This window comes from Colwellia sp. 1_MG-2023 (genome assembly GCF_030546755.1).
GTDB lineage: Bacteria > Pseudomonadota > Gammaproteobacteria > Enterobacterales > Alteromonadaceae > Thalassotalea_H.
Window position 1 is genome coordinate 228,233 of record NZ_JAUOPE010000005.1, and the last position, 24,089, is coordinate 252,321.

The following is a 24,089-nucleotide window of genomic DNA, read 5'->3' on the forward strand; positions in this document are numbered from 1 at the left end:
TAATTAAATGTAAATCAATGAAACAAGAATTATCTATTAATCATGCTATAACTCTGTTTAATTCAAATAAACAGCAAGCAGGTATCAAGGTTATCGAAGAAATACTTAACCTTGAACCAAACAATGTTACAGCTCACCAAGTGATGGTGAAAGCTGGTTTTCAACAAAAAAATCATGTCTTGGCTGAAAAGCACTTGTTAGCATTGATAAAAATACAACCATCAACAGATAGTTACTTTCAGCCATTAATTGAATTATATGGCTTTCAAAAACGTTGGTGTGATTTAGCAAATATATATAAAGAACTAGCTGCGAAACATCCAACTAATGCTAATCATCAATTTAATTGCGGTTATTATTTAAAACTTTGTGGAAAGTTCTCACAGGCAATAAAATACTATAAGCAAGCCTTATCATTGAATATAAATGATGCCTATGAAGTTTATTTAAATATCGCCATTATTTACAGTGAGCATTTATCAGCCCCTCAAAAGGCGATAGATCTATTATTAATCGCTATTGAAAAATATCCTAATCAAGACTCATTAAAATACAATTTAGCTAATGTGTATGAACAATTAGGCGATAAAAAGTCAGCTTTTTCTATGTTTCAAAGTGCGTTTAGTCAAAATCCGAAGAATTTTGATGCATTAGCAAGACAAGCTGATATTTATAAAATTAATTCGAAAGAAGATGAAATCGTTAAAACCATGAAAGATATCTTTTCTGACAATAATATTGAAAAAAAAGATAAAGTTAATATTGCTTATGCATTAGGAAAAGCACATGACGATTGTAAAGACTATGAGTTAGCCGCATCATTTTATCAAAAGGCCAATGAATTAGATCAAGTGTATTTACCTCGTTATGAGCCAGAAAAGTTCGAACAATATATTGACAATATTATTAATACTTTTAATCAAGATTGGTTTAAAGCAACTTCTCAGCTCTCTAATCAAACACCTAAAGAGTCGCCGATCTTTATATGTGGTATGTTTCGTTCAGGCTCAACATTATGCGAACAAATAATTGCTAGTCATTCGAAAGTAAATTCCGGGGGGGAACAAGAATTTTTTCACCGTTCAATCCTCAGTGATTTTCCTGATTTTCCGTTAGATGTACCGGAAAAATTTGCATCAAATAGAGACAAGCTTTTAACAGATTATTTGAATGAAGTTAAAGAGTTTAAATCGGGGGGGGATTTATTAACGGACAAACGGCCAGATAATTTTTTGTACTTAGGATTAATAAAAACCTTAATGCCCAACGCAAAAATTATTTGGACAAAACGTTTTATTTTTGACAATTGTTTATCAGTTTTCTTTTTAAGGTTAGGCTCATCAATGTCCTACGCAACAAAAATAGAAAACACATTACATTTTTATAAACAACAAGAAAAGTTAATGAATCATTGGTTGTCATTATTTGGCGATGATATTTTAGCTTTTAATTATGATGAGCTAATTAGTGAACCTGAAGTAAACATACGAGAACTAATTTCTTTTTTCGATTTATCATGGGAAGAGTCATGTTTAAATTTTCATCAAGCAAATAACCAAGTAAAAACTGCTAGTGTGTGGCAGGTGAGACAACCTTTATATAAAGGGTCTTCTGGTCGTTGGAAAAATTACCAGCAATATTTTTCTTTTGACTATTAGCGCCAATATTAAATATTTAACGAAAACTTATTGTTTACGGATAACATCATGAATTTTAACAAGCAGCAGACTATTACTCCTCAACAACGTGATTGTTTGCAAAGAGCGGAAAAAGCTGTTTCTGCAGGAAATATACCTTTAGCTGAATCTGAATATAGAAAGCTAATAGCTAGTCACATTCAAATCCCACAAGTCTATTCACAGCTTGCAGTTATTTGTGCTCAATCAAACAGGATTGATGAAGCTAAAAAGTTATGGATGTTTGCTCTACAGTTATCCCCTAATTTTCCTGATGCTCTTATTGCTTTAGGGGATGTATGTAAATTTGAACGCAATTTTAAACAAGCCATTGTTTATTATCTACAAGCACTTAGTGCCAAGCCTAAACTTGCCATTGGTCATTTAAATTTAAGTTTTTGTTATTTACAGATAGGAAAACTCGAGGAAAGTGAACAATCTTGTTTAAATGCACTAGCTATTATCCCTAACTTTTCGCAAGCAGAAGATCACTTAGGGCAAATTTATATCGTTAAAAATGAGCTAGGAAAAGCACAGGCTTTATTTGAAAAACAATTAAAAGTAAATGGTAAAAATGTGAAAGCACTTTACACACTAGGGAATATTGTAAAGTCTCAAGGCAAACTTGAAAAAGCAAAAGCATATTATCAACAAGCAATCACCATTTATCCTGAGTATTCACAAGCCCATTTTACCTTTGCTACTATTAATAAGTATATTGATAAAAATGATCCACATATTGCATTAATGCAAGAGGAATACAACAAAGCTAATCTACCTACTGAAAATAAAATTCAGTTATCTTTTGCTTTATCTAAAGCTTATGAAGATTTACAGGATTATTCCCAAGCATTTAATTACTTAAAAACAGGTAATGATCTTCGACATGCGAGAAACAATTATACTATCGAATCGGATAAAGTGTTTTTTCAAAATATTATTGATACCTTTACAAAAGATAGCATAGATAAAATAACATTAAGCTCGCAACATTCATCTAAGCCTATTTTTATTATTGGCATGCCTCGTTCGGGTACTACGTTAGTCGAAAAGGTTTTAGCTAGTCATTCAAAAGTGCATGGTGCGGGCGAATTAGAACACTTTTTTAAATACTCAACAGAAGACTTTCTAACAGAAAATAATAACTTTCTATTTGCACCTCTAGAGCACTATCCAAAAGAAAAGTTAGAAAGAATAGGACAAGAATACCTTAAACAGTTAGAGAGTATTAATTCTAATTCAGAGTATATCACCGACAAATTACCTTTTAACATGCTAATGGTCGGATTTATAAAACTTGTTTTTCCTAACGCTAAAATCATTCACTGCGTCAGAAATGCTAGAGATAATTGTATGTCAATTTTCAAAAGAAATTTTACTACTGACAATTACCGTTTCGCATATAACTTAAAAACTCTCGGTCAATTCCATCTGTTGTATCAAAAACTGATGGAACATTGGCATAATAACTTTCCTGGATCTATCTATGATATTGAATACGAAACTCTGATAAAAAATCCAAAAGATGAAATTAAAAAATTAATACAGGTATGTGATTTAGACTGGGAAGAAGCTTGTTTGAACTTCCATCAAACAGAAGCTGTGATAAAAACGGCGAGTGCTTATCAAGTACGGCAACCCATTTATGATACCTCTGTTGGTTTATGGCAAAAGTATGAAGATAACATTGCTGAGTTATTGAATGAGTTAGCTGTTAACGATAAATAACAATCGTAATTCATTATTTACTAATTTCTTTAATAGTAAAGAATGTAGTTAATATAGCAGGAATTAAAGGTCGCCAATTATCCCAATTATGACCTTTATTATTTTTTATAAAAGTAACATCATAATTCTTATGAAGAAGTGTATTATAGAATTTATAGATCGCTTGACCGTTATCGTTTTTTCCACCAGATGAAAGAAACATTTTTAATGGAAGAGCAGGTGACTTTGCATATAAACGACGAATAATTTTCAAGTGTTGCTCATTTGCAGGAGATTGCATGACTAAACCACCAAAGTATTTATTAGCAGTTAGTCCAAAGCAAGCAGCATTTAATCCTCCAAATGAAATACCACCTATTACTCTATCTTCTCTTGCTAAACTGACAGGAAAATTGTAACTGATTGTAGGAACAAGTTCGTTTATGAAAAAACTGATGTATTTTGAATTACACATAAATTCATTGTTTCTTCTATTTTCGATTAAATTATGTGGATTTCTACTGTCAATGAAGATGACATAAATTGGTGAAATTTGGTTCGAAGCAATTAAATCATCCAGTACTGTTATAATCTCGCCACTTGATAGATACCACTGACCGTCCGTCAAATATAAAGTAGGGAGCAACACTTTTTGAATATCTGTCTTTGGAGTATAAACTCTATAATTTAGATCGTATTTTAAAATTTCACTTTTGAATAAATAGTTAGTTGATAAAAAACCGCTTGCATGAACCGACTTTGTATTATTAACAATCGCAATGAGAATCGAAGTTAGTATAAATCTTTTCATAACAATCACTTAGTTTTTTTATCGTTAGTATTTTTACAAATGAGATTAATAATTTAAGTTATTTTGTAGAATGACAAAAATAGTAATTTATTATTTATAATTGTAATAATATTTGACTTACTACGAACAACTTAGTAAAACATAGGTAGCAAATATTTAATACATAATTTAGGGGTTATTTTATAGTCAATTTAGGCAATAAGTTAATAACTTGTTGGTTAATTATTACTAAAACAGGTTGATTTTTGTACTTTCTACTAAATTAACCACCTTTTTACTATGTTCAGTTGACATAAACACTGTCGTCTGGGAATATTGCATGGTTTTATTCTAGAGAAATTAAAACTTAAAAATGGCAGATTATTAAATTTGCGTTAACAATAATATTTGTTATCAAAATTCAATAGCAATGGTTGGGAACTATGTCCAAATTAAGCAAGAAAAGCCTTATCGCATCAACGATAATCGGCTCATTAGCATTAACAGCAAGCACTTTCGCTTCTGCAGATGCATTAACTGAACTACATAAAGCGGAAGCTCAAGTATTTAAAGCTTCTGAAAAGTCACAAAGCAAAATCGATAATATCTACGAGCAAACGTTAGAATTATTAGCTGAATACCGTAACACGGTTGATGAAGCTGAAATTTTATCTGGCTACAACGATCATGTTCAATTAATGGTTGATGATCAAAATGCCAATATTAAATCGCTTGAAAAGCAAATTGCTGGTATCGATAAAACTAAACAAGGTGTTGTACCATTAATGTACAAAATGATCGACACATTGGAAAAATTTGTTGAACTAGATGTACCAATGAACATTGCAGCTCGTAAAGAGCGTATCCAAGGTTTACGCGATGTTATGGGTAACTCAAACGTTTCTGTTTCTGAGCAGTTCCGTTTAGTGTTAGAAGCTTACGAAATTGAAGCAAACTACGGTACCGTATTTGGTGTATATCAAGCAGAATTAGACTTTGGTGGTCAAACATTAACAGCTGATTTCTTACATATGGGTCGTATTTCTTTCGTAGCTCAATCTCTTGATATGAAAAATGCATGGGTTTGGAATAACGAAACTCGTTCATGGGATGTGTTAGACGATGAGTACCTTAAGCCTATTACTGATGGTATTCGTATGGCTCGTAAGCAATTACCATTAGATTTAACCAAGTTACCAGTATTTGCAGCAGGAGCTAAATAATGAAAAAAGTAATTAATTATGTATTGCTTGCTGCATCAATGACAGCAGGTATTGCTACTTCAGCAAACGCTAACGATTTGAACGAGCTTTTAAAGCAAGTTAAAGCAGATCGTATTTCTGAAGCTAAAATTGATAAAAAGCGTGAAGCTGAATTTACTTCTGCTCGTGCTGATAAACAAGCTTTATTAAACAAAGCTAAAAAGCAATTGGCTGATGAGCAAGCTCGAAATAAGCGTTTGACGAAAGAATATGCGGCTAATGAAATTACACTAGCGCAAAAAGAAGTTGAATTAGATAACGCTAAAGGTACTTTAGGTGAAATGTTTGGTGTAAGTCGTGCAGCTGCTGCAAATGCTTACGGTCAAATTGCTACTTCAATCGTTAGTGCTGAATACCCAGGTCGTGGTGAAGCATTAGACGCAATTGCTAACGCTAAAGCTATTCCTGAATTAGAACAACTTGAAGAGTTATGGTTTGCTTTGCAAACAGAAATGACTCAATCAGGTGAAATTTCACAGTTTACAGCTGAAGTAACAAACTTAGATGGTTCTAAATCAACTGAACAAGTTACTCGTATTGGTACATTTAACCTAGTTTCAGAAAATGGTTACTTAAACTACAACGATGAAGTTGGTCAAATTCAACCATTGGCTAAACAGCCTGCTGGTTACATTGCTGATTCAGCCTCTAACTTCTTCGGTGAAACTTCTGGTTACTCTCCTTTATATGTTGATCCTTCTCGTGGTGCTATCTTAACGTTAGAAACGCGTAAGAAAACATTAGAAGAATTTTACCATCAAGGTGGTACAGTTGGTTACGCAATCACTGTATTGCTAATTATTGGTTTATTAATTGCCCTTGAGCGTGTTGTTGTACTTGGTGCAGTTTCTTCTAAAATGAAAGCTCAACAGAAGAACCTAGACCAACCAAATAATAACAACCCATTAGGTCGCTTATTAACGGTGTATCAAGAAAACAAAGGTGCTGATGCTGAAACATTAGAACTTAAACTTGATGAAGCTATTTTGCGTGAAACTCCAACGGTTGACCGTGGTATTAGTTTAATCAAGATGTTTGCTGCCATAGCTCCTCTAATGGGTCTATTAGGTACAGTAATCGGTATGATTATGACATTCCAAACAATTACCTTGTTTGGTACAGGTGACCCGAAAATTATGGCGGGTAACATCTCATTAGCACTTGTAACAACTGCTCTTGGTCTTATCGCCGCATTACCACTAATTTTAGTACACAGCATTGTTGCTGGTCGTAGTAAAGCTGTTCTTCATAAATTAGACGAGCAAAGTGCTGGTTTAATTGCTGCAATTGCAGAGAAGGAGTCTAAATAATGTTATTCCTGATAGAGCTTGTTGAATCTGTCAGGAGTTTTATTGCAACTGGCGGTAATGTACTTTATTTTGTCGCCTTTGCTCTCTTATTGATGTGGATTATGATGGTAGAACGTTATTGGTTCTTAGCATCAGTTTACCCTAAGATGCGTGATGAAATTATCGCAAATTGGGATGCACGAACTGATACAACATCATGGTATGCACATCGAATTAGAGATACATGGATCTCCGAAACGGCAGAATTACTTGAACGTAACATGATTACGATTAAAACTTTGGTGGCAATGTGTCCACTGATTGGTTTACTTGGCACAGTAACGGGTATGATTTCAGTATTTGAAACTATGGCTCAACAAGGTACAGGTAACCCTCGTCTAATGGCTTCTGGTATTTCGATGGCAACTATCCCAACTATGGCGGGAATGGTTGCAGCATTATCAGGTGTGTTTTTTAGCACAAGATTAGACGCTAAAGTTAAACTAGCAAAGGCTAAACTGGTTGACAGTTTACCTCATCACTAGAGAGAGATTAGAATGGCACGTAAACGTATTCGTGAAGACGAAGAAGCGGCAATTGATATGACGCCGATGCTAGACATCGTATTTATCATGCTTATATTCTTTATCGTAACTACTTCTTTTGTTAAAGAAGCTGGTATTGAAGTTAATAAACCTAAAGCGGCTAATCAGTCTAAACAAAAGTCAGCTAATATTTTCATTGCGGTGAAAGATAATGGTGAAATTTGGTTAGATAAACGTCGTGTTGATATAGAACGTGTAGCGGCTAACATTGAAAAATTACTCGCTGAACAACCAAGTGAAGTTGTGATTGTTCAAGCAGACAAAGACGCTAAGCATGGCGTTGTTGTTAAAGTAATGGACGCTATTAAAGAAGCGGGCATAGACAGAATTTCTATCGCTGCAGCTAAGGGGTAGTTATATGGTTCGCTTATTAGTATCAATACTATTAGGCGCAGCTGTTACTTTTGCATTATTTTCTTTTATGGCTTTTCTAATATCCAGTGGTGATAGAAGAGAAGAAGAAAAATTAGAAAATATTATTGTTGAAGTTAACACTACGCCACCTAAGTCAGCTGCTGAACAAAGACGTCGTGTGCCGCCTCCGCCGCCGCCGCCGCCTAAAACGCCACCTAAGCCTCAGGCTCCAGAGCCTGAAGTTAATAATACGTCTGGTGGATTAACGTTTAATATGCCTGGTGTACAATTAGCAGGTGCAAATGCTGGTATATCGGCTCCAGGTGCAGGTTTTGGTCGTGATGGTGATGCAACACCAATTGTTCGTATTGAACCGAAATATCCGATACAAGCAGCTCGTGATGGTAAAGAAGGTTGGGTTAAACTTTCATTTTCTATTAATGAGATTGGTGGTGTTGAAGATGTAACAGTTATCGATGCAGAACCAAAACGTATTTTTGATAAAGAAGCTAGACGTGCTTTACGCAAATGGAAGTACAAACCAAAAGTTGTTGATGGTAAACCATTACGTCAAACGGGTTTAACGGTACAATTAGACTTTAAAATGGATGGAGGTTCATAATAATGAATAAGATTTTAACATCTTTAACTTTATTGGCTTCATTAGTGTTAGTACAGCTGCCGACATCTTTTGATGTTAGCGCAGCAAGTGCTGAAAAGTCAGAAAAGCCAAAGCGTAAAACTCGTTTAATGGGACCTTCAGTTGGTAAGAAAGTGGGTAAAGCATTTGAGCTTTACTCTACTGATGATATCAAAGGGGCACTTGCTTTACTTTTAGAGATCGATGCAAAAAGCGATTATGACAAAGCTATTTTGGCTCGTTATATCGCTGTAATGTACGCAACTTTAGGTGATCAAGAAGCGAAAGCGATTGAATATTTAAAGAAAGCTGTTGGTCCTGATATTTTGAATGAATCTGATCACGGTGAAGCAATTAAATTGTTAGCTGATTTACAGATGCAAACAAAAGAATATGAAGGTGCTTTAGCAAATTATAAAGCTTGGATGGATTTTACAGGTAAATCTGATGGTGACACTTGGGTGAAAATTGCTCAAGCAAACTATGAGTTAAAACGCTTGTCTAAAATGATCACACCTGCGGATAATGCCATAGCAGCCTACGGTGATAAACATAATAAAAATCCTTACATCTTAAAACTAACGTCTTATTATGAGACTAAAAAGTATAAAGAGGCCGTAAAGGTTCTAGAAACAGCGGTACAACTTTTTCCTAACGAAAAAGCCTTCTGGAAACAATTAGGGAATTTTTATCTTTTAGTTGAAGATTATGATCGTGGTATGGCTACGTTAGATTTGGCTTATAAACAAGGATACCTTGAAAAAGAGTCTGAAATCAAAACGTTAGCTAGTTTATATGCACAAAATGGTATGCCTTTCAAATCAGCAAAATTATTAGAAAAGCATATATCATCAGGGCTTGTTAAACGAGATGATACCAATATTTATTCGCTAGCTAATGCTTGGCATGCAGCACAACATATTGATAAAGCTGCTAAATACTATGGTGAATTAGCTAAAATGACAAATGAAGCTAAACACTATAGTAAGCAAGGTACGTTGTTAGCTCAGGATGAGCAGTTTGAAAAAGCGGTTGTTGCTTTAAATAAAGCGATTGACTTAGGTGTGCCAAATAAAGGTAGATTGTATATGAGCATTGCAGAATCTCATTTCTATCTTGCACAATATAAAGAAGCTTATGCTGCTATTCAAAATGCAATGAAAGATCCTAAAACTCGTAAGGGTGCTAAAGGATGGGTTAGTTATATTAAAGATACTGCCGCACGTAAAGGCAAGTCTATTTAATTTAGCAAAGACCTACAAAAACCAGCCTTATGGCTGGTTTTTTTATGTCTTTAGCATAGTAGAAAGTATCTTAAATATTTGATCTAGATCAAATATTCCTATCTAAATGACAACATTTCGGCTAGAATTCGCGCCGTTCATTTTGTAGTTTATTTCGGAGAGTAAAGATGTCACAACATGAAAATTTTAAAGATAGCTCATCAAAACGTCATTTATTTGCAGCCTTTACAGCATTAATTGCTGCGCCATTGCTTCCTATGTTAATGGGTTGGTTTACGGTTTTAAGTTAATCATTAATAAGAGTAGATCAATAATATGCATATTTTAATCGTTGATGATAAACAGCCTGTTCGTGAAAAAATTGCTGTTTTGCTTAGTCAGTTAGGCTATACCTTTGAATGTGCGAATAATGGTTTAGATGCCTTAGAAAAAGCTCAGAACGCGACTTTTAACTTATATATTATTGATCATCTTATGCCTGTGATGAATGGGATTAAATTAATCACCAATCTGAAATCACGAGAAGTTACTGCACAGGTGCCGATTATATTTATGAGCACTCAAGACATCAGTACATTTACAAATCTTCCAGAACTTACCTTAGTAGAGCAGGTAATTTCAAAACCAATTGATGAAAAGTTATTCATACAACACTTAAAGCAACTATTGGTTGAAAATTCTCTCGTACATTCACTATAAAAACTGTTCGTTTTCCATTATTCTTTAGCAATACTAAATAAAAAATATTGCTGATAATGACAGAAACACAAATTTCACAACTTCAAAGCGCCGTTCACACTATTCCTGATTACCCTAAAAAAGGTATTTTATTTAGGGATGTAACGGGAATCTTAGATGACGCTCATGCATTTCAATTAACGATTGATTTGTTAACGGATAAATTTAAAAACCAAGGCTTCACTAAAGTCGTAGGGACAGAAGCTCGTGGCTTTTTATTTGGGGCACCTTTAGCATTATCATTAGGTGTCGGATTTGTTCCTGTGAGAAAGCCGGGCAAACTTCCTCGAGCTACCTTTGCAGAAGATTATCAACTTGAATATGGCACAGATACGCTCGAAATTCATCAGGATGCTTTAACAAGTAATGATAAAGTACTTATTGTTGATGATTTACTTGCCACTGGCGGCACTATTGAAGCAACAAGTAAACTAATAAAAAAACTCGGTGCAAATGTATCTGATGCAGCTTTTATTATTTCTTTACCTGATTTGGGGGGTGAGAAAAAGCTCGCTGATCTAGGATTATCGGTTACTTCACTCCTTCAATATGAAGGTGAATAAGGATTTTATGAGCTATCAAGTTTTAGCGAGAAAGTGGCGACCTAAATCGTTTCATGAATTGATGGGGCAAGAGCACGTAGTTACCGTGCTAACTAACGCCTTAAAACAACAACGCTTGCATCACGCCTACCTGTTTACTGGCACGCGAGGGGTAGGCAAAACCACGATTGCTAGAATATTTGCTAAAAGCTTGAATTGCGACATTGGTGTTACTGCTGAACCGTGCGGTAAATGTGATACTTGTTTAGATATTGATCAAGGGCGCTTTGTTGATTTATTAGAAATTGATGCTGCTTCAAGAACCAAGGTGGATGACACTAGAGAAATTCTTGATAACGTGCAATATGCTCCGACAAGAGGGCGTTATAAGGTTTATTTGATAGATGAAGTGCATATGCTTTCTAGAAGCAGTTTTAATGCTTTATTAAAAACCTTAGAAGAACCTCCTGAGCATGTTAAATTTATTCTGGCAACGACAGATCCGCAAAAACTTCCCGTAACCGTTTTATCTCGTTGTTTACAATTCCATCTAAAAGCGTTAGCAGTACCACAAATTGAGCGGCAACTTAACATCATTTTAACAGCAGAAAAAGTTTCTGCAGAGCCGTTAGCTATCTCGTTATTAGCAAAAGCTGCCCGTGGTAGTATGCGTGACTCATTAAGTTTAACGGATCAAGCTATTGCGCAAGGCGAAGGTAGTATAATCGCTAGCAACGTTCAGAAAATGTTAGGTGGCGTAGATCATCATTGGGTATATAAAATTTTAATCGCCTTGATAAAACAAGATGCTCAAACCTTAATGTCTTTATCATTAGATATTGCATCCTATGCTCCAAATTATGGCCGCTTAATGGCTGAACTAATTCAACTATTACATCAAGTTGCTATGGCGCAGGTTGTGGATAGGCACTTTGATTTATCACCTGAGCATAATCAATTATTAGAAAAGTTTTCTCAAGCCATGAGCCCAGAAGATGTGCAGCTTTATTATCAAATTGTTTTGGCTGGTAGAAAAGATTTGCCTTATGCTGCTGATGAACAAGCGGCATTTGATATGGTGTTATTGCGATTACTGGCGTTTAAACCGCAAAAACATGCGATAACAGTAGAAGAGCAGGTTAAAACATCTGTTGATTTTACTGCTTCAGAGCTTAACGCGTTAAATCAACCCGCTTCGGAAAAACTTTCGATAAATGATAATAAAGCCATTTCTCATACATTCGTACAGCCTGTTTCTCAGGTAATAGATGATACAGATGTTGATAAACTTTCAGCCGAGTTAGAAAGTATTGAACAACAAGCGGCTCAATGTTTAAAAGAGGGTGAAAATACTGATACTTTTACCTCGTTAGATGAATCGTTAGCTGAAAACCCCGTCCAAGTAGACGCTACGAAGAAGGGTGATTTTACAAACGTTAATCAAGCGGAAATAGCCCTTACTTCAGCTTCATCGATATCTGATGTGCCAAATGTTGACCTAGAGCATTCTATCGAGGAAACCTTGTCTAATGAATCTCGTCCTGATGAGTCCTTGTCTAATGAACAAGCACCATTATTGTCAGAGGAAGAAATAGCAAAAGTAAGCCCTCCTCAAAATGCTTCGCCTATCGATTCTATTTTAGCTAGTAGAAATATGCTTCGTAGTCGTAAAAAAGCCTTGGAGAATGATGGAAAAAAGCATAATGACGCCTCTGAGCGTCAGAAAAACACAGAAAAAGTAATCAATAAACCGGTAATAAATGATGTCCCTGATATTGCAACAATTTCGGAACAACCATTTACTCCGGAAGTGATCGACCCTAGTGTGGTAAAAAAAGCTAATCAGGTTGACCGCTGGGCTAATATTATCGATTCAATGGCGTTAAATGGTCGTTTAAGGCAATTAGCTCTTAATGCAACTATTTCAGACGCTTCAGATGACGAAAAATTTATCTTAGAGTTAAATACTTCTACTAAACATTTAAAATCACCCGTAGCATTAGAGCAATTAGAACAGTTTGTCTCCGATTACTTTGACAAACCCATGAAGGTTGAAATTACGGTTGTAGAAGAAACTATTGATGATCCATTTCAGATTCAGGGTAAAATCAACGATAAACGCTATGATTATGCCAAAGAATTACTGTTAAAAGATGAAGTCGTTCAATCTTTTAAAGAACATTTTCAAGCTGAAATAGATGAAGAGAGCATTATTGCTCGGTAACCTAGACTTGAATTTTAATTCATTAACCACTATCGTGGCGGCAATTTAATTTTGTAGGAGATATTATGATGAAAGGTGGCATGGGTAACTTGATGAAACAAGCCCAACAAATGCAAGCGAAAATGGCTAAAGCTCAAGAAGAGTTGGCTAATATGGAAGTTATAGGCGAGTCTGGTGCTGGTATGGTTAAGGTGACTATGACGGGGAGTCATAGTGTTCGTCGTGTAGAAATTGATGACAGTTTAATGGAAGACGATAAAGAAATGGTTGAAGACTTAGTTGCTGCTGCTTTTAATGACGCAGTAAGACGAGTTGAAGAACAAAATAAAGAAAAAATGGGAGCTTTAACTGGTGGCATGCAATTACCGCCAGGAATGAAAATGCCATTTTAATGATTGTGTGATTTTCAACAAAAAAGCTCAAGTGAAAACTTGAGCTTTTTTGGTATTAAAGAGTGAATATAGTCAGCAATTACCACTTTTTCTTTGGTTGGAACAACATATCTAAATCATCTTCTTCAGCTTTTGCTTTTTTAGCTGCATCTGCAGCATTGGTATTTTTCAAAGCCGCAGTAATTTCTTCTAATTGATCTTCTAATTCAGTTTTCTTTGCCATGGTATAATCTGATTGCTTAGGATGGTCTGTAAGCGTTTGTATGGCTTTTTCATAATATTGACGAGCAGAGCCAAGCATTTCTTTTTGGTGAGCCTGCATGCCTCTTTTATGTAAGCTCTCAACATTAATTTTTAATTGCATGGCATCAAGTTTTAAATCTTCATTCATAAAGGATTGTGCATCTAAGGCACCTTTAGACTGCTCTGATTTCAACATTATTCTTAATTTTTTAATGGTTTGGAGAATAACGACCAGCTGTTGATCATTGTCAGGTAAAATAAAACTTTGATCTTGTCCTGCGTTCGATGAAGCTAAATCCACAGAAGCGTTTAAACGAGCTTCCATTTCACTTATTCTATTTTTAATCCCTTTCATTTCAGGCATTATTTTTGCCATGTTTTTCACAGCATTTAAGCTTCTTTGGTTAAGGATCTCAACCACTTTAGGGTTAGGCGGTAAGTGAGCTAAGTTTAAAAGTAACTCTTCAGTCTCATCTATAATTGCTTTTTGTTTAGCGGCTTTAGCACGTTTTTCTTGTTCTTGTTTTTCTTTATGTTGTTGAATTGCATTCACGATTACTACAATGATGATTAAAGCAATCACTAAACCTATTATAATACCCATAGATAATACTCATTTGATGAAAATATGATTTATTAGTCTCAGTCTACAAAAAATGAACTGTTAAGCATAGAGATAAGTTACGCTTTTAATATGAAAGTTATTTTTGATGAAATTTTATTAGAATTTACTTTGTATTGATGCTTTATTAGCCTTTTACTCTATTTTATGGTGTAATATTACATCAATAAATGGTTTATTATGAAAATTAATGAAATTTTTTTACATATTCGTTAAGTTTCTATGGAATAAATTGTTATTTAAGTATATATTTTTTGCATAAGCCACACTGAACATACATTATGAAGCTGCAACAATTACGTTATATCGTCGAAGTACAAAATAATAATTTGAATGTTTCTGCTACGGCAGAAAGTTTATTTACCTCTCAGCCAGGTATTAGTAAACAAGTACGAATGCTTGAAGATGAATTAGGCATTCAAATTTTTGGTCGTAGTGGTAAACACCTTACTCACGTCACTTCTGCTGGCAAAGAAGTGATTAATATTGCGACTGAAATATTATCGAAAGTTGAAGCGATTAAAGCTGTTGCTCGAGAACACACACAACCAGATGAAGGTAAGCTTCGAATTGCTACTACTCATACACAAGCAAGATACGCATTACCTGATGTTATTCAAGGTTTCATGAAAAAATATAGCAAAGTATCTTTGCATATGTATCAAGGGACACCTGCACAAATTAGCGATGCGGCAACGAAAGGCGATGCTGATTTTGCGATAGCGACTGAGTCTTTTCATTTATATAACGATTTGATCATGCTGCCATGTTATCACTGGAATCGTAGTATTATTGTTCGCCCAGATCACCCATTAGCGAAGAAAACCAATATTACGATTGAAGATATCGCTAAATACTCTTTGGTCACATATGTCTTTGGTTTCACTGGTCGTTCAGAGTTAGATACCGCATTTAATAAAGCGGGAGTAGAGCCTAAAATAGCCTTTACTGCTACAGATGCTGACGTTATAAAAACTTACGTTCGAATGGGCGTTGGTATTGGTGTTATCGCCACTATGGCAATGGATCCAAAACTTGATAATGATTTGGTTACGATTGATGCAAGTCACTTATTTAATGCCAGTACGACTAAAATAGGCTTTAGACGCGGAACTTTTTTACGTGGTTACATGTTTGATTTTATTGAGCGCTTTGCTCCACATTTAAACCGCGATTTAGTTACTAGAGCAGTATTATTGAAAAATAATACTGAAGTTGAAGAACTATTTTCAAATATTGAGTTACCTATCAAATAACTTTTGTTTAGGTAATTTTTGGCCTTGGTGAGTTTTAGGTCCATTGACAGATATTTTACGGACTCGTTAATAAAAAAACCTATGTTAAACTAACATAGGTTTTTTTATCGATAACGGAATATGAAAGGTGATTAACACTCTATAATATTAACCGCTAAACCACCACGTGACGTTTCTTTATATTTTGTTTTCATGTCATTGCCTGTTTCCCACATGGTTTTGATCACTTTATCTAATGACACCTTTTGAGTGCCTGTACCACGAAGTGCAAGCCGTGATGCGTTTATTGCTTTAACTGAGCCCATGGCATTTCTTTCAATACAAGGAACCTGTACTAAACCACCTACTGGATCACAGGTTAATCCTAAATTATGCTCCATACCTATTTCAGCCGCATTTTCTACTTGTTTAGGTGAGCCTCCCATCACTTCAGTAAGCGCCCCAGCAGCCATAGAACAAGCAACACCAACTTCGGCCTGGCAGCCACCTTCAGCGCCTGATATGGTCGCATTGGTTTTATATAAAATACCAATAGCGGCCGCGGTTAATAGATAACGAATGCAATCTTCATCTTTAACAGGCTTAATAAACTTATCGTAATAACATAAAACGGCAGGAATGATACCCGCAGCGCCATTAGTAGGCGCAGTCACTACACGGCTACCCGCTGCATTTTCTTCATTCACAGCTAATGCAAAAAGGTTGACCCAGTCCATTGCAGAAAGTGGATCATTATTACTTTCTACAGAAAGCGAGCGGTATAATGCCGGGGCTCTTCGGTTGACTTTTAGCCCACCTGGTAGTATTCCTTCTGTTGCCATACCTCGTTCTACGCTATCGCGCATCGCTTGCCAGATATTGATTAAGTTACGAGTGATGGTTGCTTTATCATTTAAGCACAACTCATTTTCCATCATGATGGTACTAATACTTAAGCCTTTTTCACTTGCCAGCGAGATTAATTCATCGGCACTAGAAAATCGGTGAGGGCGGTCAATATTACTGTGTAAGGAAAGTGCTTTGTCTTTTTCTTTTTCGAAATCACAATCACGCACGATAAAGCCGCCACCAATAGAGTAATAAGTCTCTTGAAGCACTTCTTGTTCGCCATTGTATGCGTATAGCGTCATAGCATTCGCGTGAGCAGGCAATGTTTTTCGTCGGTGATAAATAATAGATTCATTTTTTGGAAAACTAACCGTTTTTGTTGCTGATAACTGTACGCTTTCACTTGAAATAACGTCATTAAGTATTTTATCGATTGAATCAACAGGGATAGTTTCAGGGGATTCTCCTGATAAACCGAGTATTACGGCTTTACCTGTGCCATGGCCAACTCCCGTTTGACCAAGGGAACCAAACAATTCAGCTTTTACTCGATCAACTTTTTCAATTAAGTTTTGTTCTTTTAAATGATCAACAAAAAGTTTGGCCGCTTTCATTGGACCAACCGTATGGGAGCTCGATGGCCCAATGCCAATTGAGAACATATCAAATACACTAATCATGTGTTAAACCTGAATTATTATCCGTAAATACACGGTAAGTTGAAATTTTATATGGTAATGATAACTGAAAGTATTCATCTAGATAAACACTTTTATAGCATATGATAGACGGTTATGAGTGATTAGGTAGGGTTATTTCTTATATGAAGGCTGAGGTCGTTTAAAATAGCTGCTGTGGCTCCCCAGATATTATATGACTTATAGGGCATAAAGTGCACTGAATGTTGCCCCTCTTTAAGGTTCACTTCAATGGTATAGTGCTGCGTAGGCGTTAAAAAATGATGAAAGGGGACATGAAATATTTCAGCTACTTCATTTTCATCAATCGCATACAAAGGGCTGCGCTTTAATATTGCCACAACAGGAGTTATAGCAAAGCCACTCATAGTTTGATAAGGATGTAACTGACCGACAATGTCGCATTCATCCTTTTCAATACCCACTTCTTCATGAGCTTCTCTTAACGCAGTTGCAATATGATTTTCATCAAAAGTTTCTACTTTTCCGCCCGGAAAACTAATTTGTCCAGGATGGTGCTTTAAGTGTTTAGCTCTTTTGGTTAATACCACATAGAGTTGGTTTTCTTTCTCAAATAAGGCAATAAGTACAGCTGATTGAGTGAATGTTTTAGGCTTCGTGAGTAAAAGTTCTTGATTGTTTGACTTTGTTAATTGGCTTAAATTAAAACGTTGTAAAAATTCATTTTTAGTCATGATAATTCACATTTAATTTATTAACTATGGACAACGATAATTCATCGAAGATTTTTTATTCATCCGTTTTTTAAAGTTTTGCTAAAACCGGTAAAATTTTATTTACTTTATCATAAGATTCTTGATATTCAGCGTCGACATTAGAATCCGCGACTATGCCGCCACCAGCCCAACAATGTAAAGTGTTTTTCTCACCGGATTTATCACAAACTAAGGTTCTAATAGTTATACTAGTATCCATATTTCCGCAGGCTGAGATATAGCCAATAGAACCACAGTAAATGCTTCTGCGTTGTGGTTCAAGTTCGTCAATGATTTCCATCGCTCTTATTTTTGGAGCGCCCGTTATTGAGCCACCAGGAAATGCTTCTCTGAGTAAGTCTAAGGCATCAAACTGACTTTCCAGCTCACCAGTAACGGTACTGACTAAATGATGAACTGCAGGGAAACTTTCCACTGCAAATAATGTTGGCACTTTTACTGTGCCAGGAAGGCAAACTTTGCTTATATCATTTCTGAGTAAATCGACTATCATCAAGTTTTCTGCTTTGTCTTTTTCAGAATGTTGCAATGCCGTGGCAAGCGCGTGATCTTGCGCTTTATTCGAGCTCCTTGGTTTCGTACCTTTAATGGGTTTGCTCTGTACGGTATTTTGGTTTACTCGTAAAAATCGCTCAGGGGAAATACTTAAAATACTGTAATCGGCTAAACGAATAAATGCTGAGAACGGTGCTTGGTTTGCTTCTCTAAGCACTTTATAAGCTTGATATTCTTCACCTTGATAGTGCGCACTAAAACGCTGTGTAAGGTTTATCTGGTAGCAATCACCAGACAATAAATATTGTTGAATTTTGGCAAATTTTTCTTGATATTGTTCTGCTGACATATTGCCTTGCCATTGCTGAACCAATTTAAAAGATTCAACTGATCGTGAGTGTTTTTCACTAATCAAAGCATGTAAATAATTTTCTATTTCATCTAATTGATTTTCATCAGCAATTAATGAATATTGCTGTGTTTTATTGTCATAAATAATCGCTTGTGAATAAATGCCAACGGCCATTTCAGGAAGATTAATATCTTTGTCTGCTTGGCAAGGTAGTTGTTCAAAACGTCTACTTAAATCATAAGAAAAATAACCGACAGCTCCAGTCATAAATGGTAATTCAGTAACTTGTATCTCAACTTTTTGGTAAAATGCTTGTTGAACCGCTTGTAAAATAGTTACAGGATCGTCGCTACTATTTTCTAAACGCTGCTCGGAGATATAATCTACTATAGTGTTGTTATTTATTGTTGTTACAGTGATTTCGGGTTGCCAAACAATTATGTCATAGCGACTATCGACATGTTCACTGTGGCATGAGTCTAACCACATTGCCCACGGCTGGTGGGCAAACTGCTCGAATAACGCTTGAGGTTGAAGCGTATGACTAAAGTGCAGAGGTTTTGCCTTGATAACGGCGTTATTATTGAGAAGCAAAATTAAACCCTAATTTTAATTGTTCTTAAACTTTTTGATAAAAGTTAGCGCGCATTGTGGTGGCGAGCTCGTTATAAGCAGGGTATCATATCGGCAAATTTTTAACTTTCAACGTTTTCGCTCGCAAATGTTGATTTTACATTTCCTAACTGTGTAAAGAGATTGTTATGGCTATCATTAAACAAGAAGATTTAATTGAGAGTATTGCAGATGCATTGCAATATATATCTTACTACCATCCCCTTGATTTCATTCAAGCATTAGAAAAAGCCTATCATAAAGAAGAGAGTCAGGCAGCAAAAGACGCAATCGCGCAGATATTAATTAACTCTCGTATGTCTGCTCATGGTAAACGTCCTATTTGTCAGGACACAGGTATTGTTACTTGTTTTGTTAAAGTGGGTATGGCTGTGCAGTGGGACAACACGGACTTAACCGTTCAGCAAATGGTTGATGAAGGTACTCGACGTGCTTATTTGAATCCTGACAATCCTCTACGTGCTTCAATCGTTAAAGATCCTGCGGGTGCGCGAATCAATACTAAAGATAATACGCCTGCGGTAGTGCATATTGATATGGTTCCAGGGAATGAAATTGAAGTGATGATCGCGGCGAAAGGTGGCGGGAGCGAAAATAAATCGAAAATGGTGATGCTAAACCCAAGTGATTCAATTGCTGATTGGGTGGTCAAAACTTTACCAACGATGGGTGCGGGTTGGTGCCCACCGGGGATGTTAGGTATAGGTATTGGTGGAACTGCTGAAAAAGCAGGCGTACTAGCAAAAGAAAGTTTAATGGATCCTGTCAATATTCAAGAACTTATCGATAAAGGCGCTGAAACAGCTGAAGAAAAGCTACGTTTAGAAATATACGAACGCGTTAATAAACTTGGTATTGGTGCACAAGGTTTAGGTGGATTAACCACTGTAGTTGATATCAAAATTAATTCAGTACCAACACATGCTGCGTCAAAGCCAGTGGTGATGATCCCAAATTGTGCGGCTACTCGTCATGTACATTTCCACCTTGATGGCTCTGGACCTGCTGATTTATCTCCTCCTAAGTTGGAAGATTGGCCGGAAATTACTTGGGAAGTTGGCGAAAATGTTCGTCGAGTGAATGTTGATGATTTGAAAAAAGCCGATATCAGCGACTGGAAAACAGGTGAAACAGTTTTATTAAGTGGTACTATTTTAACTGGACGTGATGCTGCGCATAAGCGTATTCAAGATATGCTGGCAAAAGGTGAAAAACTGCCTGTCGACTTTACCGATAAATTTATTTATTACGTAGGGCCTGTTGATGCCATTGGTGACGAAGCGGTAGGCCCAGCGGGTCCAACAACGGCAACTCGTATGGATAAATTTACTGAAATGATGCTGGCAGAAACGGGCTTACTTGGCACCATTGGTAAGGCTGAACGAGGTCCAGAAACGGTAGAAAGTATTAAAAACCATAAGTCGGTTTATTTAATGGCTGTTGGTGGCGCAGCGTATTTAGTGTCTAAGGCGATTAAAAAAGCCAAAGTTGTCGCGTTTGAAGACATGGGAATGGAAGCTATTTATGAGTTTGAAGTGGAAGATATGCCTGTTACTGTCGCGGTTGATAGTCGAGGTGAATCAGCTCATGTTACTGGGCCAGCAATTTGGCAGGCAAAAATAGAAGATTTAGATAAAAAGTTATCTAAATAGATTCCAAACCTTATTATTCACTGAAAAATTTAAGCGCTCAAATGAGCGCTTTTTTATTGGAAAAAGTCGCGATAATCGTTCGACACCTGAGAGATTTTTACTACACTTATTCTTGTATTTTTTAACGAATTTTGAAGAATGACCACAGATTAAAAGGATAGAAGGTGGAAACAACGATAAGAAAAGTCACCATTATATATTACCGTGATGTCTCCCTTGAACTGATGCATGAAACCGTTTGTTTTCCACAAAACAATAACGGACGAGTGATTATTTCAGAAGAGTTTAAACAAGGAAAGTCGGTAATTGCCGTTTGTGAAGGCGAGGTTAACATTCTAAATAAAATAGGAGATAGAGTAGAAAATATAGATGTAGAAGATGAAGCTTAGCTAGCTCATCAATAAAAAAGTTAACCTTCACCATTAATTATGTTTAAATGACTGTTAATAAATACAGTGGTTAGTTGGTGTGCCGTGGTTGATAAAATTTTAATAATATTAGATTCATTTCAAAATGAACTGATTGTTTCATGTGTATTGATAGTTGTCTTGCTTTTCACGTTGATGTTATCAAAAGTAATGTCACTTTCTAAAGTGCTTCAAGACCAGCAGTCAGACATTAAACAATTACTTAGCCATATCGAATTAACCTCAAATTTATCTGAAAAACAGCAACAACAAATAATCAAGCAACAATTTGAATTTAAACATTATATTGAACAACAATTTTCAGATTTTAAAATAAAATTTCTGAATCAATTTAATGAACAATCTGCTAAACAGTTTTCGACGTTAACTGAATTTAATAGCAAACTACAAACCACTCTTCATGAACATCAACATTTGTTTAATCAGAACCAACGTCAATCAGTTGATCAATTGGTTGATCATTTAAATAAAGCGGCATTAGCGGCTCGTGATGAGCAAGCGAAAACCTTAAAGCAATCAAGCGATGCCATGGCGGTTAAAATTAATGAACTGACCACGTCTACTGATAATCGATTAAAAGAGATCAGTGGCCAAGTTGAAAAACGACTTGCAGAAGGCTTTGAGAAAACAACGAAAACTTTTAATGATATTTTAAAGCGTCTAGCGTTAATTGATGATGCTCAGAAAAAGATCACCGAATTATCAACGAATGTCGTAAGCCTACAGGAAGTATTAAATGACAAACGCTCGCGTGGCGCTTTCGGTGAAGTACAACTGAATAGTTTGATCCGAAATGTTTTACCTGAGCAACACTTTTCATTGCAACATACTTTATCAAATGGAAAAATTGCCGATTGCATTTTGTTTTTACCAGAGCCGACCGGTAATGTGGTGATTGATGCAAAATTTCCGTTAGAAAGCTATAAAAAAATGATGGATGACGTGTTAGGTGAGCATGACAGAAAAGCAGCAGAGCGACAATTTAAGCTCGATATTAAAAAACATATTAATGATATTAGCGATAAATATTTAATCGAGAAGGAAACATCAGAAGGCGCGATAATGTTCATTCCTGCAGAGGCCATTTTCGCTGAAATTCATGCCCACCAAAGTGACTTAGTTGATTATGCAAATACTAAGCGCGTTTGGCTGGCGTCACCGACCACCTTGATGGCCATATTAACGACATCTCGTTCAGTGCTTAAAGATGAAGCAACTCGTAAGCAAGTACATGTGATACAAAACCATTTATCATATTTATCACAAGATTTTTCTCGTTTTAAATCTCGATTTGCTAATCTAGCAAAACATATTGACCAAGCGGCGATGGACGTAAAACAAATTCATACCTCAGCCGATAAAATTTCAACACGTTTTGAAAAAATAGAAAATGTTGAATTAAATCATGATGATAATGATAAAGAAGATGATAAGCTTGCTACTAAAACATTAAAAGGCGTTAAAGCTTAATGCTGACTTTTAAAAATGGGTTGTTATTCAATTGACTTGATAAGCAAAAGTACGGTTTCTACCATATGATTTTGCTTGGTATAGAGCTTCGTCCGCATGTAACAATATTTTATCTAAATCGTCATCTGGGTTAGCGTTACTGGCGATTCCTATACTGACAGAGCAATTAAAGTTAGGCTGTTGAGGAAGCATAATGTTATGTTCAGAAATATTTAACCGTATACGTTCAGCTATTTGATTTGCTTCTTGAAGTGTAGTTTCTGGCAATGCAATGACAAATTCTTCACCGCCTAAACGCGCGAAAATATCTTGTTCTCTTAATAATGAAGTCGTTAAGGTGCAAATTTCAGTTAAGCAAATGTCCCCCGAAAAATGGCCATATTTATCATTGATTTGTTTAAAGTGATCAAAATCAATTAATAGAATAGATAAAGGCCTTGGGTATTCTTTTTCCTGAAAAATAAGCTGGTTAAGCTTTTCGAAGAAGTATCTTCTATTGGCAATGCCGGTTAAGCTATCGGTTGTCGCTTGTAAGCGAAGTTGTTCCTCATTACTTTCAATTTGATTGATGAAAATGGTGAGTACGACAATTACTTCTAACATAATAAACAATATAACTGATTGATAAATTAACTCATTTGTGAATGGTGATAAAGTAATTAGCGGCGAAATGTTCTTAGTATTTTCACAATATATAAGTAAAATGATCGATAAAATACTCAGGAATAGTTTTTCTTTTTTATCTTTTGTATCGAATAATAGATATGCGCCTGTTGGCACTAAAAAGTAATATAAATGAAATCCCGATTCATTAGTGACATATAGATTGGTGCAAACTAGCAAATGCAGCATTAAGGTGAGAAAAAACCATACTTTAGCCAATTTAGATAAATATTTTGCATTAAGGTATAAAGGCATTAAATAGCATAGTGTAAATAAGCTATTAATTAATGCTACTATTGGGTGCTGTAAAACGAAGATATAATTTAGAGTATAAAGCCCTGAAATTATTACAGTAATTAATGTAACAATATTGGTTGTTTTTATTTTATTGGCTTGTGAAAAAGGTAAATGTTCACTGCCTGAATTTACGAGATTGGATAAAAACATGCTACGACTCTCAAATGGCTACCCTTTATATTATACGGGCTATTTAAGTGATTCATAGTAGATTTAATAAAGATATATTCTAGTGATCAGTGGCTAATTTGA

The 24,089-nt window shown here is 35.6% G+C and carries 23 protein-coding genes; 17 read left to right on the forward strand and 6 right to left on the reverse strand.

Features of this window, described 5'->3' with window-relative positions; all coding sequences use genetic code 11:
* Positions 1-17: 17 nt before the first annotated feature.
* Together Q4493_RS08035 and Q4493_RS08040 are read left to right on the forward strand one after the other, a co-directional pair.
* Positions 18-1,658, forward strand: coding sequence for a tetratricopeptide repeat-containing sulfotransferase family protein (locus Q4493_RS08035; protein ID WP_303451325.1), 1,641 nt, complete (start codon positions 18-20; stop codon positions 1,656-1,658).
* A gap of 48 nt (positions 1,659-1,706) precedes the next feature.
* Positions 1,707-3,404 (forward strand): tetratricopeptide repeat-containing sulfotransferase family protein, encoded by a 1,698-nt coding sequence (locus tag Q4493_RS08040; RefSeq protein WP_303451328.1) that lies wholly within the window; start codon positions 1,707-1,709, stop codon positions 3,402-3,404.
* A 13-nt stretch (positions 3,405-3,417) separates the two neighbouring features.
* Here Q4493_RS08040 and Q4493_RS08045 read toward each other — a convergent pair whose 3' ends face one another.
* Entirely contained in the window at positions 3,418-4,194 is a 777-nt protein-coding gene (locus Q4493_RS08045) for an esterase family protein (RefSeq protein ID WP_303451330.1), read from the reverse strand.
* 422 nt (positions 4,195-4,616) lie between these two features.
* Between Q4493_RS08045 and Q4493_RS08050 the strand changes: the two genes are divergently transcribed.
* The 11 genes from Q4493_RS08050 (at position 4,617) to Q4493_RS08100 (ending at position 13,463) form a co-directional block, all read left to right on the forward strand.
* Positions 4,617-5,396 (forward strand): DUF3450 domain-containing protein, encoded by a 780-nt coding sequence (locus Q4493_RS08050; protein ID WP_303451333.1) that lies wholly within the window; start codon positions 4,617-4,619, stop codon positions 5,394-5,396.
* Positions 5,396-6,745 carry a MotA/TolQ/ExbB proton channel family protein gene (locus tag Q4493_RS08055; protein WP_303451336.1) on the forward strand — a complete coding sequence of 450 codons (1,350 nt, stop codon included), beginning with the start codon at positions 5,396-5,398 and terminating at the stop codon, positions 6,743-6,745. Before Q4493_RS08050 ends, Q4493_RS08055 begins: the two co-directional genes overlap by 1 nt.
* Entirely contained in the window at positions 6,745-7,269 is a 525-nt protein-coding gene (locus Q4493_RS08060; RefSeq protein WP_303451339.1) for a MotA/TolQ/ExbB proton channel family protein, read from the forward strand. The genes Q4493_RS08055 and Q4493_RS08060 overlap by 1 nt, the downstream gene beginning before the upstream one ends.
* A gap of 12 nt (positions 7,270-7,281) precedes the next feature.
* The gene (locus Q4493_RS08065; protein ID WP_303451342.1) at positions 7,282-7,683 is read left to right on the forward strand and encodes a biopolymer transporter ExbD; all 402 of its coding nucleotides are present in this window, start codon (positions 7,282-7,284) and stop codon (positions 7,681-7,683) included.
* A gap of 4 nt (positions 7,684-7,687) precedes the next feature.
* Positions 7,688-8,305: an energy transducer TonB gene (locus Q4493_RS08070; protein ID WP_303451345.1), complete on the forward strand. Its 618-nt coding sequence runs from the start codon at positions 7,688-7,690 to the stop codon at positions 8,303-8,305.
* A gap of 2 nt (positions 8,306-8,307) precedes the next feature.
* Positions 8,308-9,567 carry a lipopolysaccharide assembly protein LapB gene (locus Q4493_RS08075; protein WP_303451347.1) on the forward strand — a complete coding sequence of 420 codons (1,260 nt, stop codon included), beginning with the start codon at positions 8,308-8,310 and terminating at the stop codon, positions 9,565-9,567.
* Positions 9,568-9,734: 167 nt separating this feature from the next.
* Positions 9,735-9,857 carry a hypothetical protein gene (locus Q4493_RS08080; RefSeq protein ID WP_303451349.1) on the forward strand — a complete coding sequence of 41 codons (123 nt, stop codon included), beginning with the start codon at positions 9,735-9,737 and terminating at the stop codon, positions 9,855-9,857.
* A 25-nt stretch (positions 9,858-9,882) separates the two neighbouring features.
* Positions 9,883-10,266: a response regulator gene (locus Q4493_RS08085; RefSeq protein ID WP_303451351.1), complete on the forward strand. Its 384-nt coding sequence runs from the start codon at positions 9,883-9,885 to the stop codon at positions 10,264-10,266.
* Positions 10,267-10,322: 56 nt separating this feature from the next.
* Positions 10,323-10,868 carry an adenine phosphoribosyltransferase gene (apt, locus tag Q4493_RS08090; protein ID WP_303451354.1) on the forward strand — a complete coding sequence of 182 codons (546 nt, stop codon included), beginning with the start codon at positions 10,323-10,325 and terminating at the stop codon, positions 10,866-10,868.
* Between the two features lie 7 nt (positions 10,869-10,875).
* A complete protein-coding gene (gene dnaX / locus Q4493_RS08095) occupies positions 10,876-13,071 on the forward strand; it encodes a DNA polymerase III subunit gamma/tau (protein WP_303451356.1) in 2,196 nt (731 codons plus the stop codon).
* 62 nt (positions 13,072-13,133) lie between these two features.
* Positions 13,134-13,463, forward strand: coding sequence for a YbaB/EbfC family nucleoid-associated protein (locus Q4493_RS08100; protein WP_303451548.1), 330 nt, complete (start codon positions 13,134-13,136; stop codon positions 13,461-13,463).
* A 79-nt stretch (positions 13,464-13,542) separates the two neighbouring features.
* Here Q4493_RS08100 and Q4493_RS08105 read toward each other — a convergent pair whose 3' ends face one another.
* A complete protein-coding gene (locus Q4493_RS08105; RefSeq protein WP_303451359.1) occupies positions 13,543-14,310 on the reverse strand; it encodes a hypothetical protein in 768 nt (255 codons plus the stop codon).
* A 299-nt stretch (positions 14,311-14,609) separates the two neighbouring features.
* Between Q4493_RS08105 and cysB the strand changes: the two genes are divergently transcribed.
* The gene (gene cysB, locus Q4493_RS08110; protein WP_303451361.1) at positions 14,610-15,584 is read left to right on the forward strand and encodes an HTH-type transcriptional regulator CysB; all 975 of its coding nucleotides are present in this window, start codon (positions 14,610-14,612) and stop codon (positions 15,582-15,584) included.
* A gap of 131 nt (positions 15,585-15,715) precedes the next feature.
* Here cysB and Q4493_RS08115 read toward each other — a convergent pair whose 3' ends face one another.
* From Q4493_RS08115 to pabB, 3 genes are all read right to left on the reverse strand, one after another.
* Complete coding sequence (locus Q4493_RS08115) at positions 15,716-17,092, reverse strand: L-serine ammonia-lyase (protein ID WP_303451364.1); 1,377 nt, start codon at positions 17,090-17,092, stop codon at positions 15,716-15,718.
* Positions 17,093-17,214: 122 nt separating this feature from the next.
* A complete protein-coding gene (locus tag Q4493_RS08120) occupies positions 17,215-17,805 on the reverse strand; it encodes a CoA pyrophosphatase (protein WP_303451367.1) in 591 nt (196 codons plus the stop codon).
* 70 nt (positions 17,806-17,875) lie between these two features.
* Positions 17,876-19,288 carry an aminodeoxychorismate synthase component I gene (gene pabB, locus Q4493_RS08125; protein ID WP_303451370.1) on the reverse strand — a complete coding sequence of 471 codons (1,413 nt, stop codon included), beginning with the start codon at positions 19,286-19,288 and terminating at the stop codon, positions 17,876-17,878.
* A 167-nt stretch (positions 19,289-19,455) separates the two neighbouring features.
* On the opposite strand from pabB, the gene Q4493_RS08130 reads away from it, so the two are divergent.
* From Q4493_RS08130 to Q4493_RS08140, 3 genes are all read left to right on the forward strand, one after another.
* Complete coding sequence (locus Q4493_RS08130) at positions 19,456-20,979, forward strand: fumarate hydratase (protein WP_303451373.1); 1,524 nt, start codon at positions 19,456-19,458, stop codon at positions 20,977-20,979.
* Positions 20,980-21,143: 164 nt separating this feature from the next.
* Positions 21,144-21,368 (forward strand): TIGR02922 family protein, encoded by a 225-nt coding sequence (locus tag Q4493_RS08135; RefSeq protein WP_303451376.1) that lies wholly within the window; start codon positions 21,144-21,146, stop codon positions 21,366-21,368.
* Between the two features lie 189 nt (positions 21,369-21,557).
* Positions 21,558-22,877: a DNA recombination protein RmuC gene (locus tag Q4493_RS08140; protein ID WP_303451379.1), complete on the forward strand. Its 1,320-nt coding sequence runs from the start codon at positions 21,558-21,560 to the stop codon at positions 22,875-22,877.
* A gap of 27 nt (positions 22,878-22,904) precedes the next feature.
* Here Q4493_RS08140 and Q4493_RS08145 read toward each other — a convergent pair whose 3' ends face one another.
* Positions 22,905-23,987 (reverse strand): GGDEF domain-containing protein, encoded by a 1,083-nt coding sequence (locus Q4493_RS08145; RefSeq protein ID WP_303451382.1) that lies wholly within the window; start codon positions 23,985-23,987, stop codon positions 22,905-22,907.
* Between the last annotated feature and the right edge of the window lie 102 nt (positions 23,988-24,089).